This window comes from Lentzea sp. NPDC020367, assembly GCF_044387305.1.
Lineage (GTDB): Bacteria > Actinomycetota > Actinomycetes > Mycobacteriales > Pseudonocardiaceae > Lentzea.
In genome coordinates this window covers 55,789-70,339 of the sequence record NZ_JBIRVV010000026.1, presented here as the reverse complement: position 1 = coordinate 70,339, position 14,551 = coordinate 55,789, and the positions used below count along the sequence as shown (strand labels likewise).

The following is a 14,551-nucleotide window of genomic DNA, read 5'->3' as shown; positions in this document are numbered from 1 at the left end:
AGTCGGTCGCAGGTCAGGTCAGGGGTAGCAAGACCACACCATCGTGGCCTTTTCCCGTTTTTCCTTCACCCCATCGCCTACTGGCTTGGAGAAGGTCCAACAGCTACGCCCGACGCGCGAGGTGGTGCCGGTAGCTCTCGTACTCGCCGACGAACTTCGTCCGGATGCGGGCGAGCTCCAGGACCTTCGACAGCGTGTCCTTGTGCCCGATGAAGTCGGCGCCGGCGTAGTGCGCGCCGTTCAGGCCACCGATGATCCGGGCGCGCAACGGCATCTGCTTGCGGGCGTATTCCTTGCGGAAGAAGCTGCCGGGAGCCATCCGCTGGCGGATCGCGCTCTTCACGTTCTCCGTGACGTCGCGCTCGGCGATCCAGTCGAACTCGGTGACGTCCTGCTGCAGGCTGTTCCTGAACCGCTGGTTGGAGCGGGGGTCGAAGACGTCGATGATCGAGAAGTGGCCGCCGGGCTTGAGGACCCTCGCGACCTCGCGGAAGAACTTCTCGACGTCGGGGTAGTTGTGCGAGCTCTCGACGTTGATGACGAGGTCGAACTCGCCGTCCTCGAACGGCAGGCTCTCCGCGTCGCCCTCGACGTAGGTGAGCCGGTCGCCGCGCGCGAGGATCGCGTTGGCCCTGCGGATGGCCGCGCCGGAGATGTCGAGGCCGACCGCCTGGGCCGGGTCGATCAGGCGGGTGAGGAAGTTGAGGCCCTCGCCCATGCCGCAGCCGACCTCGAGGACCTTGAGGGTCCTGAAGTCGCTGGTCGTGTACGGCAGCCCGCGCAGGGTCTGGAAGTAGAGCTGCTCGGAGAACCCGTCGCTCACACCCGCGTTGAAGTTCGGGCGCAGGCTGTTGAGCTCGTTCAGCAGTTCGGGGCAGTGCATGCCCCAGTTCCAGAAGTCGCCTGTCCGCGACCACGACGCCACGTCGTCGTAGACGGCCGAGACAGCGCCCTTGAGCTGGGCCGCGTCGGGGATGCCGGCGTTGAGGTCGCGCAGGCCGGTGGCCGCGTTGCCGTTGGTCATGAGAGCTCTCCCAAGGTGAGCGTTCCTTGGTTTGGCACTGTGGCAGCGCTTCCACTAGGGGATGACCTGTGGTTTGTATGAAAACCTTTCCGACCACAACACCGCGCTGCGCGAAGCGCTACCTCCCGGCGCGCGCCGCTCATGTACTGGTTACTCGTGAAAGTCTCAGCCTGGACTGAAATTGTCAGACCTGTTCGGCACAATCCCAGGTGTGCTGGTCGCTCTGGTTGCCGAGGCGGACGGTGCGGGACGGTGGCAGAAGCTTCAGGACGACGGGACGCCGTCTGGTCCTGTGATGACAGCTTCGTCGCTGGCTCCCGCCGTCGCGTCGCTGGAGCGCGCCCACAAGCCGCGCTGGGTGTGGGCGGACACGTCCGAGATCTACCCCGTGCTGCTCGCCGCCGGGGTGCGGGTCGACCGGTGCTGGGACCTGCACCTGACCGAATCGTTGCTGCTCGGCGCCGAGGGTCGGCATCGGGAGCCGAAGGAACTGCCCGGTGCGCTGGCGCGAGTGCTCGGGCTGCCTGCTCCTGCCGATGTCGGGCCGCCCAAGAAAGACGACGCGCTGACGTTGTTCGGGCCGGAGCCGGTGGCGCTGCCGGGCGACACGGACGAGCTGGCCGCGTTGTCGATGGTTTTCCGTTCGCAGCAAAGGAATCCGGCTTTGGGGCTGCTGATCGCGGCGGAGTCGGCGTCGGCGCTGGTGGCGGCGGAGATGACGTTCCACGGGTTGCCGTGGCGGGAGGACGTGCACGTCCGGCTGCTGGAGGAGGTGCTCGGGCCGCGGCCGGCGCCCGGTCAGCGGCCGAAGTTGTTGCAGGACCTGGCGGATCAGATCCAGGAGGCGTTCGGGGGCAAGGAGATGAACCCGGACGCGCCGGCCAGCATCGTGCGGGCGTTCGCGCGGGCCGGCGTCGAGGTGCCGTCGGCGCGGCGGTGGGTGCTGAAGAAGGTCGACCACCCTGCCGTCGCACCGCTGCTGGACTACAAGGAGCGCGCACGGCTGTGGGTGGCGCACGGGTGGTCGTGGCTCGATGCGTGGGTTTCGGACGGGCGGTTCCGGCCTGATTACGTCGTCGGTGGCGTGGTTTCCGGGCGTTGGGCGTCGCGGGGCGGGGCGGCGTTGCAGATTCCGCGGCTGATGCGCCAGGCCGTGATCGCGGACGACGGCTGGTGTCTGGTGGCGGCGGACGCGTCGCAGCTCGAACCGCGGATTCTCGCTGCGCTGTCAGGGGATTCGCGGCTGATCGAGGTGTGCACGGACGACGATCTCTATGCGGCGCTGGCGGAAGACTCGTTCAAGGGCGAACGGCCGCGCGCGAAGATCGCGATGCTGTCGGCCATGTACGGCGGCACCTCGGGTGAGGCCGGGCCGCTGCTCGCCGTGCTGCGCAAGAGGTTTCCCGTCGCCGTCGGCTACGTGGAGAGCGCCGCGCGCGCCGGCGAGCAGGGCCGGATGGTGCGCACAAGGCTGGGTCGCACGTCACCCACTCCGTCGGCGGCGTGGCAGGAGCTGACCGGCGGTGCCGACGAGTCGGGTGAGTCGTCGAGCTCGTCGCGGCAGGCGGCGCGCAACTGGGGCCGGTTCACCCGCAACTTCGTGGTCCAGGGCAGCGCGGCGGACTGGACGGCGGCGTTGCTGGGCGTGCTGCGCAGCCGGTTGCCCGCCGACGCGCACCTGGTGTTCTTCCAGCACGACGAGGTGCTCGTGCACTGCCCGCTCGCCGAGGCCGACGCCGTGATCGAGGCGATCGCCGAGGCCGGGCGGGAGGCGACGCGACTTCTGTTCGGCGACACGGCGGTGCGCTTCCCGATGAACGCGGTGCCCGTGACCTGCTACGCAGACGCGAAATAAGTCCAAACGAGACGCTCGTGTCCTCGTGCGTTCTGCGTCGTTGGTCCGAACGGGCGCTTGTTCTTACACCGTGAGAGCGCTCTCATAAGTGGACTGCACCCGTGACAAGGAGGTCACTCGCGCATGAGGCAACGCCGCCGCATCCTCGCGGCCACGACAGCTCTTATTGCCGCGGTCCCCCTGGCGATCGCCGCCATGTCCGCCAACGCTTCGATCCCTCCCCCTGCTTCGGGATGGACGCAGGTGTGGGGTGACGACTTCAACGGTTCGAACGGATCGCTGCCGTCGAGCTCCAACTGGATCATCGACACCGGCCACGGCTACCCCGGCGGACCTGCCAACTGGGGCACCGGGGAGATCCAGAACTACACGAACAGCACCAACAACCTGAAGCTCGACGGCAACGGCAACCTGCGCATCACCGCGTTGAAGGACGGCGCGGGCAACTGGACGTCGTCGCGCATCGAGACCCAGCGCTCCAACTTCAAGCCTCCGACGGGCGGCAAGCTCGCCATCGAGGGCCGGATCCAGATGCCGAACGTGACCGGCGAGGCCGCTCTGGGCTACTGGCCCGCGTTCTGGACCCTGGGCGCGCCGTACCGCGGCAACTACTGGAACTGGCCGGGCATCGGCGAGTTCGACATCATGGAGAACGTCAACGGCATCAACTCCGTCTGGGGCGTGCTGCACTGCGACGTCGCTCCCGGCGGTGCCTGCGGTGAGTTCACCGGCATCGGCAACTCGCGGGCGTGCCCCGGCTCGTCCTGCCAGTCCGCCTTCCACACCTACCGCTTCGAGTGGGACGACGCCGCGAAGACGTTCACGTGGTTCGTCGACGGCCAGTCGTTCCACCAGGTCACGCAGGCCCGGGTCGGTGTCAACGTGTGGAACGCGATGACGTCGCACGCGGGGCACTTCATCCTGCTCAACCTAGCGATGGGCGGCGCGTTCCCGAACGCGCTGAACAACAACCAGCCGACCCCTGTCGCGGCCACGCAATCCGGGCACTCGATGGTCGTGGACTACGTGGCCGTCTTCTCGGCTGGTGGCGGGACCACCACTCCCCCGACGACCACGACCACCACGTCGAACCCCGGCGGTGGGGGTTCCGCGTACAGCGAGCTGCAGGCGGAGAACGCCTCGGAACGCTCCGGTGGTTCGGTGGCGCCTGGGGATGGTGGTTCCGGCGTTCATCAGATCGCGAACGGCGGCTACCTGAAGTTCTCCGGCGTGAACTTCGGCAACGGCCCCGCGACCCAGTTCCTCGCTCGCGTCGCCTCCGGCGCCGGGAGTGGGGTGAGCGGCCTGGTCGAGGTGCGGCTCGGATCGCGCACGGCGACTCCGGCGGGTTCGTTCGCGGTCGGCAACACCGGTGGGTGGGACGCGTGGAGAACGATCCCCGCGAACATCTCGAACATCTCCGGCACGCACGACGTGTACGTGACGTTCACGAGCGGCCAGCCGGCGGCTTACGTGAGCGTGAACTGGGTGAAGTTCGGCCTCTGACCCCCTGAGCGAAGGGACCGGTTCGTCCGCTAGAATGTCATCCGTACGACACGGATGATTAGCTCAGCGGGAGAGCACTACCTTGACACGGTAGGGGTCACTGGTTCAATCCCAGTATCGTCCACTTGAGAGAAGGGCCCGTCTGGCGACGGGCCCTTCTTCTTGTTCTAGCCCAGGTTGTCGCCGTGGGTCAGCGTCTCCCACGACACGAACAGGTTGTTGGTGCCGAGCGGGCGGCGCTGGGTCGTCCACGTCTCGGTGTTGGGCATGGGGTTGCCGAGCCTGTTGTGCATGGCGTTGTAGCCGACCTCCGTGATCGGGCCGAGGCCGCGTTTGACCGCTCCCCCGCACAGCCACGACGGCGGCCCGTTCAGTTCGTAGGTGGCCTGGAAGCCCAGTGCCTCGCGCAGGCGCGTGCCGACCTCGGGGTAGAGGTCGACGCCCTGGATGCGGGAGGTCTCGGCCACGTGCGAGATCGCGGACAGGCCGTATCCCGTGTGGACGAAGTCGCGGCAGGTCTCCTGGGTGAGGCCGTTCACGAACGTCGACTGGTTGTGCCAGAAGCCGATGATCTTCTCGCGGGTGTTGAGGTTGTTGCTGGGCACGGTTTTCGGCAGAGCGCCGTCCGACGTGAGGTAGATGAACGCGGGGACCCTGGCGCGGTAGAGGCTGATGCCGCGGTCGTAGATGGCCTTGTCGTCCAGGAACACGCCGATGCCGACGATGGCCTCGGCGATGCTGAGCTCCCAGTTGCCCGTGCGGGGGTCGCTGCCCTGGATCTCGTTGTAGTAGACGTTGCGCAGCATCGTGCCGAACCTGCCCGCGTTGGGCCAGGTCCCGTAGACGTGCTTGATGATCTCGGCGGCGCGCGGCCAGCTCGACGCCGACCACGCCGTCTGCAGGTGGGCGTTGTCGTGGGTGTGGTCGCGGATCGTGGCGGACCAGGCGTCCATGATCTGGATGGCTTTGTTGGCGTACCTGGCGTCGCGCGTCACGTACCAGGCCAGTGCGTGGGTGTAGGCGGCGATGGCGTCTTCGCGTTCGTCGGTGCAGCCGTTGTTGGGATTGGACACCGGACCGCACTCGACCACCGCGCGTGGGTGCGGCGTGTACGACAGGGACGCGTACCGGGAGCCCATCATCGCGTCGTAGGCCCGCTTTTGCGGCTGGGTGCCGGCGTTGACGCGGGTGCGCATGACGTCCAGCTGGCCCTTGCTCACGAGCACGCCGGGGTGGGTGAACGTGGGCGGGGCGGCCTGGGCCGACGGCGCTCCGGTCAGCAGGAGTAGCGCCGCCGTCGCTGCTGCCAAGGCTTTGTGCAGGGGTTTGCCTCGCATGAAGTTGTCCTTCGGTCGTCTCCTCGTGGGGTGTGGCGACGGGAGTTTTGTTCTTGCCTACCACGGATGACAACGTTTGCAGGGACCGGAAACAGGTCCGGTCCTCTTGCGGAGCTGAGACAATGGACCGGTGTACGCCGAACGTCCTGCTCCCGCGGGTCTGACCTGCCTCTGGACGCGGACGGTGTCTTCGCCGACCGTGCAGCGGGTGGTGCCGGACGGCTGCACCGACCTGATGTGGGCGCCCGCCACCGGCGCGCTGTTCGTGGCCGGTCCGGACGCTTCGGCTCAGCTCGCCGTGGTCGCTCCCGGGACGTTGTACGGGGTGCGGTTGCCGCCGGGAGCGTTCCCGTCGGTGTTCGGGGTGCCCGCGCATGCCGTCCGGGATCTGCGGGTGCCGTTGTCTGACCTGGTGCCTGCCGCGCGGCTCTCGTCGTTCTCCGAGATGGTGGCGTTCTGCGCCTCGCGGGTGGTCGTGGATCCGGCGGTGGCCGCGACGGCTTCGTTGTTGCGTTCCGTGGACGTGGCGTCGGCGGCGTGGGAGATCGGGCTGAGCTCACGTCAGCTGCGGCGGCGGTGCCTGGACGCGTTCGGGTATCCGCCCAAGGTGTTGCAGCGGGTGCTGCGGTTCGACGTGGCTCTTCGGCTGGCCTGGAGCGGGGTGCCGTTCGCCGCCGTCGCCTTCGAGGCCGGCTACGCGGACCAGGCTCACCTGGCCCGCGAGGTGCGCGCGTTGGCCGGAGTGCCGTTGGGTCAGCTGATCCGGCCGTAGCGGCGCAGGGTCAGCAGTGCGTCGACCGTGGCGATGGAACGCCATTCGAAGTCGACGATCGGGGTGAAGGCGGGGAAGCCGAAGTTCCAGCCGCCGTCCTCCTGCTGGCCCCGTTCGAGTTCGTCGAGGTCTTCGGCCAGTTCCTTCTCGGTGAACCAGCCGCAGGCGAGGCTGGTGGGTTTCTGCGCGTAGGTGTGCGGCTCGAGCGCTTCGCCGTCCGCGTATCCCTCGGTGCTCGGCTGGAGGTGCTTGAGCTTCTCCGCCGCGAGCTCGGCGCGGGACCGGTCCGGCACCTCGTCCAGGAACATCGCCGCAGCTCGCAGCTCGTACGGGTGGGTCTGCTCGAGCTTCTCGATCTCCTGCCAGCAGTAGTCCGTGGCCTTGTCGAGCCACGGGTGGGTCGTGCCGAGCGCGTGGAGTGCGGCGGCGATCTGGGCGGTCAGGAGGAGTCCGCCCTGGTCGTCGGCGGCGACCCAGGGTGCCTTGGGGTGGTCCTTCGAGGTGGACATGCCGAACGGGACACTTCCGTCCGGGCAGGTGTCGGTGAGCCAGCGCAGGATCGATTCGGCCTGCTCCGGGGCGTTGACCTCGACGAACAGCTGGAGCGCGCGCAGGGCGTGCAACGGCTGGCTGGTGGGACCGCGGTGGTCGGGTTCGAGGCCGTACCCGTAGCCGCCGTCGTCGTTGCGATAAGCCAGCACGGCGCTGACCACGTGCTCGGCGCTTCCGCCGGCGAAAGCGTGTTCGAACCAGCGCTGTTCCAGCGTGCGGGCGTTGAGCCAGAGGAAGTTCCTCGCCTGTTCGATCATGCCTCGAACCTATGCCGGTCACCGTGTGCGGTCTTGAACGAATCGGCCATGTGACCTGATCAGCTGATCCGTTCGACTCCGCGGGGAACCGGTCCTATGCGAAAATCCTCTAACAGGGGTGTGGAGTTCTGAGGGGAGCTGGCCAGGATGCTGATGTTCGACGCACTCGTACCCGTGGTCGGGGCAGCGGCGGGTGCCGCAGCGGGAGCAGCCGCGGGTGCCGCCGGCGGCGGAGTCGTGAGGTTCAGCGTTGACCCGGACCAGGCCCGGACGATGATCGAAGGCCTGAAGAAGGCCATCGAGCGGCTGATGGAACTGGAAACCGAGGCCGGCCAGATCCAGACCGCCGGCGCCCCCGGCCCCGACCCGTTCAGCGGCTACGCGACGCTCGCCATGCGCAAGACGGCCGGAGCCGAGTCCGGCGGTTACCGCTGGGCGAATCGGGAGGCTCAGCGAGCGCTGGAGCTGACCATCAAGAACATCGAGAAGCAACTCGCCGACTACCAGAAGACCGATGAAGCGGCGCAGTCCGCGATGAAGGGCTGACACGATCTTGAAGCGCATGACCGCCCTGCTGACCGCCGCGCTCGCCTTCGGTGCGTTGGCCGGGTGCACGAGCACTCAGACCGGTGGCAACCCCACGACGGCTCCGCAGACCAGCGCCGGCCAGACGAGCAGCGATCCCACCAGTACCGGTAGCGGCCCAGGTCTCAGCATCGCCAAGTACCTCAGCGACCCGTGCAGCATCCTGACGGCGGGCCAGGTCACCACGCTCGGGTCGGTGCGTGCTCCCGAACCCGGTTCCTCGGTGCTCGGTCCGAACTGCGCCTGGAAGGGCCAGGACGTCATCAAGAACTCCCGGTACACGGTCAACGTGACCGAGAAGAAGTCGTTCGACGAGATCGTCGGAAACCTCAAGGGCAACCCGGTCTTCACCGACAAGAAGGTCGACGGTGTCCGGGTCGTCGTCACCGACGCCATCGACGGGGAACTGGCCTGTCAGGCGTCTCTCCAGGCGTCGGCGACCGACTCGGTCACGGTGCAGGTCGGTACCGCCGCTGACGAGCGGGCCACCAAGAAGGCCTGCCCGGAGGCAGAGCGCGTAGCGCAGCTGATCATCACAAACCTGAAGGGGTAGCGAGATGGCTGGGGATGAGCCGAACATCGGCGGTTTCGCGATGCTCCCCTTCGCGGGCGGCGAAACGATCTACAAGTGGTTCGAGAACGGCAAGGGGCCCGGCCAGAGCACCTCTGTCACCTCGCAGGCCTGGCGCAATCTCTCCACCGGGCACGGGGACGTCGCCCAGTTGATCGAGAAGGCCGTGCGCGACTCCGGCGCCGCCTGGGAGGGCTCCGCGGGTGACGCGGCCCGTGGAAACACCTCACCTCTCGCGACCTGGGCGACCGTCACCGGCGAGTCCGCGACCCAGGCCGGCACGACCGCCGACACCGTCGGCAGCGCGTACGTCGACGCCAAGAACGCGATGTCGATGCCGCCGACCGTCCCCGACAAGCCGTTCCTGAACGACTGGCGCCCGTGGGACACCGACTACGACAAGGCGCTCGAGAAGAACCAGCAGGTCAGCGAGGCGAACGTCCGCGCGTTCAACCAGTACGCGGGCGCCGTCAACGCGAGCATGGACAACCAGCCGACGTTCATCGCGCCGACGGCTACCGAGGGCAATCTCGAAGAGAGCAAAGAGCCCCCGATCCCGCCGGTCACCCCGCCGAAACACGGCGAGCCGCCGCCCATCGGCAGCAACCCGCCCGGCGGCGGTGGCGACCGGAACGGCTCGGACGACTCCCAGCTGGCCGCGTGGAAGCCTCCTGGCGGCGGTAATGACGACACCAGCACCGCGGGTGTCGACGACCGGTTCCCGCAGCCGCCCACCGATGACGGCGGGCGGCGTCCGCCGCCCAACATCGGCGTCCCGAACCAGCCGCCGGACGGCGTGTTCAACCCGAACGACCCGCGTCGTCCCGGTGGCCCGCTCGACCCCAACAACCCGCGCAACCGTCCTGGCGGCCCCAACGGTCCCGGTGGACCCGGTGGCCGTGGCCTTGGCGGGCCCGGCGGCGGTGGCGGTGGTGGTGCCGGCGGTGGTCGCGGTGGCGGTGGCCTCGGCGGACCCGGCGGTGGCGGCCTCGGTGGCGCCGCGGCGGCCAAGGGCATGGGTGGTCCTGGCGGCATGGGCAGCGGCTTCGGTGGCGCGTCCGGTGTTGCCGGTGACGGTCGTGGTGGCGCCGGTGGCTTCGGGCCGTCCGGTGCCGGTGCCGCGGGTGCCGGTGGCCGTGGTGCGGGCGGCATGGGCGCCGGAGGTATGGGCGCCGGTGGCGGTCGTGGCGACGGCGAGGAGGACAAGGAGCACAAGTCCGCGTCCTACCTGCAGGAGACCGAGGACATCTTCGGCGACGGAACAATGGTTGCTCCGCCGGTCATCGGCGGATAAGGGGGAATCGTGCTGCGGAGCAGGGTCGCAATCCCTGTCACGGCGCTCTACCAGGCGTGGCAGGCCGCGGGCCTGCCGACGCTGCACCGTGCACTGATCGCTCAGGTCGACTTCGACGAGGATCTCCTCGAGTCGGGCGACGTGAGCGAGCTCGAACGGTTGCAGCGGTCGGCGTGGGCGCAGCTCGAGCAGTACGGGCTCGCGCGCGGCGGGCAGATCCACCCGGATCTGGCGAACGCGTTGCGGCTCGTGGTCGAGGCGGGTGTGGAGTACTGGGCGTTCTTCAGCTTGAAGGACGGCCCGCAGCAGAGCGTGCTGGTCGTGTCGAACGGCCAGGACGCGCTGCGGATCCTGCTCACCCAGGACCAGCAGTTCGTGCTCGAACCGGTGCGCGCGGACGAGGCACCGCAGGCGTTGGTCGGCGCGTTGCCTCCCACGCCGGCGGGCAGGGGCAACCCGATCACGCTGCCCGAGGAAGCGCTGCAGCAGAAGCCGCGGCAGTCCTACGAGGACACCGGCTCGTTCATGCAGCAGAGCAGGCCGACGAGCACGCCCAACGACCAACTGGTCGCGCAGCTCAACGAGATCATGAGCCAGCCGCGCACCGGCGGCGGTCAGGTCTTCTCGGCCAAGCGCGATCACATGGGCCGCAAGCAGCGCTGCGTCAACCCGCTCACCTACATCGACACGCCGAGCGGGCGGTACCTCGCGGCGAAGAGCGACGGCTGGCTGCGGGTGCAGCCAGCCGACTTCGGCACGCTGGCGCGGATGACCGCCACCATGCCGTAAAGGCGAAGAAGAACTGCCCCGTCGGCCGGGTCGCAGCTGCGGCCCGGCCGACGTCGTTCAGGAGAACCGCAGCGCGTCCGGCCCCAGGTCGGCCGGGCTGCGGTGACCCGACAGCCCCAGCGTCAGGTCGAAGTCCGCGAGCAGGCTGCGCAGCACGTGCTTCACGCCGACCTGACCGCCGTGCGCCAGCCCGTACGCGAAGGGCCGCCCCACCATCACGGCCTTGGCACCAAACGCCAGTGCCTTGACGATGTCCGCGCCGGTGCGGATCCCGGAGTCGAACAGCACGTCGATCTGCTCCCCCACCGCCTCGACGATGGACGGCAACGCGTCCAGCGAGCCGACCGCGCCGTCCACCTGACGCCCGCCGTGGTTCGAGACGACGACACCGTCCATTCCGTACTCGACGGCCTTGCGCGCGTCGTCCGCGTGCTGGATTCCTTTCAGGACGATCGGCCCGTCCCAGTGCTCGCGCAGGAACGCCAGCTGGTCCCACGACTTGTCGGTGCCGGTGAACAGCTGCACCCACCGCAGGATCGCCATCGGCAGATCCTCCTCGGGCGACTTCTGCAGTCCGGCGCGGAAAACCGGGTCGCTGAACGGAATCGCCGTGCCCACCCCACGCAGGAACGGCAGGTAGGCCTGGTCCAGGTCGTGCGGCCGCCACGCCAACGTCCAAGTGTCCAAAGTGACGACCAGCGCCGTGTACCCGGCCTTGCGCGCCCGATCCAGCAACGACGCACACACGTCGGGGTCGTTCGGCCAGTAGAGCTGGTACCAGCGCGGCCCGTCGCCGGACGCCTCGGCGACCTCCTCGATGGTGTGCGACGAGGCCGTCGACAGCACCATCGGCACACCGAGCTCAGCCGCCGCCCGCGCAGTCGCCAGTTCGCCGTCCGGGTGCAGAATCGACTGCACGCCAACGGGTGCGAGCATCACCGGCGCCGGCAACTCGGTGCCCAGCACAGTGACGCCGAGGTGCCGTTCGGTCGCGTTGGTCAGCATCCGCGGCACGATCCGCACGCGGTCGAACGCCTCGCGGTTCGCCCGCACGGTGGCACTCGAACCCGCGCCTCCCGCCACGTACCAGAACGGGCCCGGTCCGAGCCTGTCGCGCGCGGACTGCTCCAGCGCGTCCGGATCGGTGGTGAACGGCGGCACTGCGCCACCGAGCCCTTGAAGGTAGATCTCGTTCTGGTACCCGGCGAAGGAGGTCATGCCGCCTACTTTGCTACGAAGCGAGCTGCACTAGGAAGAACTCGTTGCCGAAAGGGTCGCTGAACCAGGTGGCCCGATCACGCTCGTTGTCATCGGGCGGAGGCGCAAGCACCCGGTCTACCGCCTTCCGCGTCCGATCGCTGCTGGACGGCAGCAGGTGGGTGTCGACGCGCATCGTGAAGGCCGGGTCCGCGTGCCCGAGCCACTCGACAAGAGCCTTGATCGACTCGCCCGCATCAAGGAGTATCGAAGCGTAGAAGTGCCTCAGCGCGTGCATCCCGTCTTGCCGCAGTGTCCTGGTTACCTTGGCCCTTTTCAGGGCGGGCCACCACACGTACTGGTTGAAGCCATCCCTGCGGACAGGCTTGCCGTCTTGGTTCACGAGGATGAGCGAGACCGTTTCCGGCTCCCCGTCAGCCTCTTTCCACGGCAACGTGACCTCGACCGGCGGGAAGTTCTTCATGTAGTCGTCCAGGTCCCGCAGGACGCTTTCAGGCAGTGGCACGTCTCGTTCCTTCCCTCCCTTGGGAGGCGCGAAGACGTGCACGTTGTCGACCACTCTCTTCCGGATCGACGACGAGATGATCATCAACACGCACGTGTATGGGTTCCAGGGTGCACACGCTCCGGCCCTGCACCTGCGCCGCCTCGGTGCAGGCGACCTCTTCGAGACCTACTCTGAGAGCTTCGAGCACGTTTGGAACCTGTCGAAGCCAGCAACGTTCTAAGGAGACGCATGGCGCGCGTGGACCACTTCCACGACCCGAACGCCCCGAACGCCCCGAACGCCAACAGCCTCCGACCGCCGTGAGCGCGTTCGTCCAGGACGACGCCGGGCGGTTGCTGATGATCCGCCGGACAGACAACGACAAGTACGCGATCCGTGGCGGACAACAGGAAGTCGGCGAGACGCTTGCTCAGGCGGCGATCCGGGAGGTCAAGGAGGAGACCGGCGTTGACGTCAAGGTTACGGGACTCATCGGGTTGTACTCCAACCCCGATCACGTCATCGCCTACGACGACGACGGCGGCGGGGTACGTCAGGAGTTCTCCATCTGTTTCCGAGCTCGGCATGTGGGCGGAGAGCTTCACACCAGCAGCGAGTCCAAGGAAGTTCATTGGATAGAGCGCGCCCTCATATCCGAGCTAAACGTAAACCCCTCAATCAAAATTAGAATCAATTACGGACATGAAGAACGGCCATCCCCCTATTACATATGAGGTATCGATCATGGCCTACGAGTGGGTCGGCACAGCACTAGTTGGTCTAGCCGGCATCTATTCGACCTACAAAGTAGGCGAGCGCCAACGCCAGACGCAAAAATATATAGCAGAGCAGCAAGACTACCGAAAGAACTTCTTTGAGATAGAGAAAGTCAAGCGAGAGACCTATAGCAAGGTCATCGCAAGACTAGGCCGAGCAGTTGGATTTACATATTCAGAGAAATTCACCTCGCGCCTCACCCGCGCCTCACTGGATAAATCACTTAAGCAATACGAGCAGGAGTTCCTCGCCGTTCTCGATAGCGCCGAGGTTGACCAACTGCCCCCAGGAGAACGAGAGAAACTGCAGCACCTGCGAGCTAAAGTTACCGACCTCAAAGAAGGAGAAGAGCGCACTCAGGTCGTACAAAACATTGTCGACGCCGTACATAGACAAAGAGGATACTCGACCGTTGGCCTGCACACACAGGTCGCAATGGAGGAACTAGAAGCAGGCCTAGCAGAGATAGAATTTCTGAGCGAAGGAAATCTACAGCCAGCCTGTCAGGCAGTCCTATCGGCTCTGAGGAATTACGTCAGCGCTTCAGACGACGAAGAAGAAGATCTCTACAGCAAGCTCAAGAAGGCAGTGGACGAGCTTCAGCGGAAAATGCTCCTCGACTTGAGTTCCGTACACACCGCCAAAGACTAGCAAGATCTCTCACTGCTGAATTCTGCTTTATGGGATCAAGGCGCCGCCGTCGGCGGCACGCACTGGGCCAGTCGCCTACCAGCGTGGCCACATCCATCCGGGCACGCCGGGCTCCCGCTTCGCTCCGCCGTCGGTCCTCCGGCGCGGCAGCACGCCACCGACGACGGAACCCGACCCATTGGGCTTTGGCAGGTGTCCCAGTCGGGACGATCGCGCGTGACGCTGCCGACCGAGCTGGTCACGGCGATCGACTGCCGCGACGGCTCCACCGCCTTGCCAACGAGAAGGGGCCTCACCCCGACACGCCATGGTCAGTCACGGCCAGGCCGTCCCCCAGGCCGTGGGACGTCGGGCGACCACGAGAATCCGTGAGAACTACGGAGATAGTTCCCGCTGCTCAAGCGATGTCCTCTGCGGACAGACGCAGGTCCGCCGACCACGCAACCAGAAGATCTCGTTCTGGTACCCGGCGAAGGAGGTCATGCCGCCTACTTTGCTACGAAGCGAGCTGCACTAGGAAGAACTCGTTGCCGAAAGGGTCGCTGAACCAGGTGGCCCGATCACCCCACGGCATGGTCTCCGGCGCGCCCTTCACCCGCACCCCCTTCCCCACCAGCCCGGCGACGTCGCCGTCGATGTCGTCTGAGATGAGCGAGATGCCGCAGCCCATCGCGAACGACACGTTCGGCGCGTCCGCCAGGGTCAGCGCGAACGCCGTCCGGGCGCCGGGAGGAGCGACGGTCAGCCAGCGCATGCCCGCCGCGTTGCTGTCCTGTCGCTTCTCCCAGCCCAGCACGTCCACGTAGAAGCTCAAGGCCTCGTCCAGATCGCGGACGTTGATGGTGGTCGAGTGCACATGAGTGATCATGCGCAAAC

15 protein-coding genes, 1 tRNA gene and 1 pseudogene are annotated in these 14,551 nt (G+C 67.1%); 11 read left to right on the top strand and 6 right to left on the bottom strand.

Annotated elements, in window-relative coordinates; genetic code table 11:
- Positions 1–103 precede the first annotated feature (103 nt).
- Positions 104–1,024: a class I SAM-dependent methyltransferase gene (locus ACH413_RS45780; protein ID WP_360048377.1), complete on the bottom strand. Its 921-nt coding sequence runs from the start codon at positions 1,022–1,024 to the stop codon at positions 104–106.
- A gap of 211 nt (positions 1,025–1,235) precedes the next feature.
- Here ACH413_RS45780 and ACH413_RS45775 point away from each other — a divergent pair, with 211 nt between their 5' ends.
- The 3 genes from ACH413_RS45775 (at position 1,236) to ACH413_RS45765 (ending at position 4,509) form a co-directional block, all read left to right on the top strand.
- Positions 1,236–2,879, top strand: a complete 1,644-nt coding sequence (locus ACH413_RS45775; protein ID WP_360048378.1) for a bifunctional 3'-5' exonuclease/DNA polymerase — start codon at positions 1,236–1,238, stop codon at positions 2,877–2,879.
- Between the two features lie 123 nt (positions 2,880–3,002).
- Positions 3,003–4,385: a carbohydrate-binding protein gene (locus tag ACH413_RS45770; RefSeq protein WP_360048379.1), complete on the top strand. Its 1,383-nt coding sequence runs from the start codon at positions 3,003–3,005 to the stop codon at positions 4,383–4,385.
- 52 nt (positions 4,386–4,437) lie between these two features.
- A tRNA-Val gene (locus tag ACH413_RS45765) sits at positions 4,438–4,509 on the top strand.
- A 43-nt stretch (positions 4,510–4,552) separates the two neighbouring features.
- Here ACH413_RS45765 and ACH413_RS45760 read toward each other — a convergent pair.
- Positions 4,553–5,722: an alginate lyase family protein gene (locus ACH413_RS45760; RefSeq protein WP_360048380.1), complete on the bottom strand. Its 1,170-nt coding sequence runs from the start codon at positions 5,720–5,722 to the stop codon at positions 4,553–4,555.
- Between the two features lie 130 nt (positions 5,723–5,852).
- Between ACH413_RS45760 and ACH413_RS45755 the strand changes: the two genes are divergently transcribed.
- Positions 5,853–6,494, top strand: coding sequence for a helix-turn-helix domain-containing protein (locus tag ACH413_RS45755; RefSeq protein ID WP_360048382.1), 642 nt, complete (start codon positions 5,853–5,855; stop codon positions 6,492–6,494).
- Here the strand turns inward: ACH413_RS45755 and ACH413_RS45750 are convergent.
- A complete protein-coding gene (locus ACH413_RS45750; protein ID WP_360048384.1) occupies positions 6,476–7,303 on the bottom strand; it encodes a hypothetical protein in 828 nt (275 codons plus the stop codon). The two genes, ACH413_RS45755 and ACH413_RS45750, sit on opposite strands and share 19 nt — an antisense overlap.
- 147 nt (positions 7,304–7,450) lie before the next feature.
- Between ACH413_RS45750 and ACH413_RS45745 the strand changes: the two genes are divergently transcribed.
- Genes ACH413_RS45745 through ACH413_RS45730 form a run of 4 tightly spaced genes read left to right on the top strand, consistent with a single transcriptional unit; the run spans position 7,451 to position 10,542 of the window.
- Complete coding sequence (locus tag ACH413_RS45745) at positions 7,451–7,849, top strand: hypothetical protein (protein ID WP_360048386.1); 399 nt, start codon at positions 7,451–7,453, stop codon at positions 7,847–7,849.
- Between the two features lie 16 nt (positions 7,850–7,865).
- Positions 7,866–8,441 carry a DUF3558 domain-containing protein gene (locus tag ACH413_RS45740; protein WP_360048388.1) on the top strand — a complete coding sequence of 192 codons (576 nt, stop codon included), beginning with the start codon at positions 7,866–7,868 and terminating at the stop codon, positions 8,439–8,441.
- Positions 8,442–8,445: 4 nt separating this feature from the next.
- Positions 8,446–9,753 (top strand): PPE domain-containing protein, encoded by a 1,308-nt coding sequence (locus tag ACH413_RS45735; protein WP_360048389.1) that lies wholly within the window; start codon positions 8,446–8,448, stop codon positions 9,751–9,753.
- Positions 9,754–9,762: 9 nt separating this feature from the next.
- On the top strand, positions 9,763–10,542 hold the full coding sequence (locus tag ACH413_RS45730) for an ESX secretion-associated protein EspG (protein ID WP_360048390.1): 780 nt from the start codon (positions 9,763–9,765) through the stop codon (positions 10,540–10,542).
- Positions 10,543–10,599: 57 nt separating this feature from the next.
- Here the strand turns inward: ACH413_RS45730 and ACH413_RS45725 are convergent, their stop codons facing one another.
- On the bottom strand, positions 10,600–11,760 hold the full coding sequence (locus ACH413_RS45725; RefSeq protein ID WP_360048392.1) for a lactate 2-monooxygenase: 1,161 nt from the start codon (positions 11,758–11,760) through the stop codon (positions 10,600–10,602).
- 13 nt (positions 11,761–11,773) lie between these two features.
- Entirely contained in the window at positions 11,774–12,349 is a 576-nt protein-coding gene (locus tag ACH413_RS45720) for a site-specific integrase (protein ID WP_360048393.1), read from the bottom strand.
- Between ACH413_RS45720 and ACH413_RS45715 the strand changes: the two are divergent.
- The 3 genes and pseudogenes from ACH413_RS45715 to ACH413_RS45705 all read left to right on the top strand — a co-directional run.
- A pseudogene (locus ACH413_RS45715) lies at positions 12,324–12,488 on the top strand (XRE family transcriptional regulator); the annotation flags it as partial. The gene ACH413_RS45720 and the pseudogene ACH413_RS45715 overlap by 26 nt on opposite strands.
- 79 nt (positions 12,489–12,567) lie before the next feature.
- Complete coding sequence (locus ACH413_RS45710; RefSeq protein ID WP_396426100.1) at positions 12,568–12,981, top strand: NUDIX hydrolase; 414 nt, start codon at positions 12,568–12,570, stop codon at positions 12,979–12,981.
- Between the two features lie 10 nt (positions 12,982–12,991).
- Entirely contained in the window at positions 12,992–13,675 is a 684-nt protein-coding gene (locus tag ACH413_RS45705) for a hypothetical protein (RefSeq protein ID WP_360048395.1), read from the top strand.
- 496 nt (positions 13,676–14,171) lie between these two features.
- Here ACH413_RS45705 and ACH413_RS45700 read toward each other — a convergent pair whose 3' ends face one another.
- Positions 14,172–14,543, bottom strand: a complete 372-nt coding sequence (locus ACH413_RS45700) for a VOC family protein (protein ID WP_360048397.1) — start codon at positions 14,541–14,543, stop codon at positions 14,172–14,174.
- Positions 14,544–14,551: the final 8 nt, after the last annotated feature.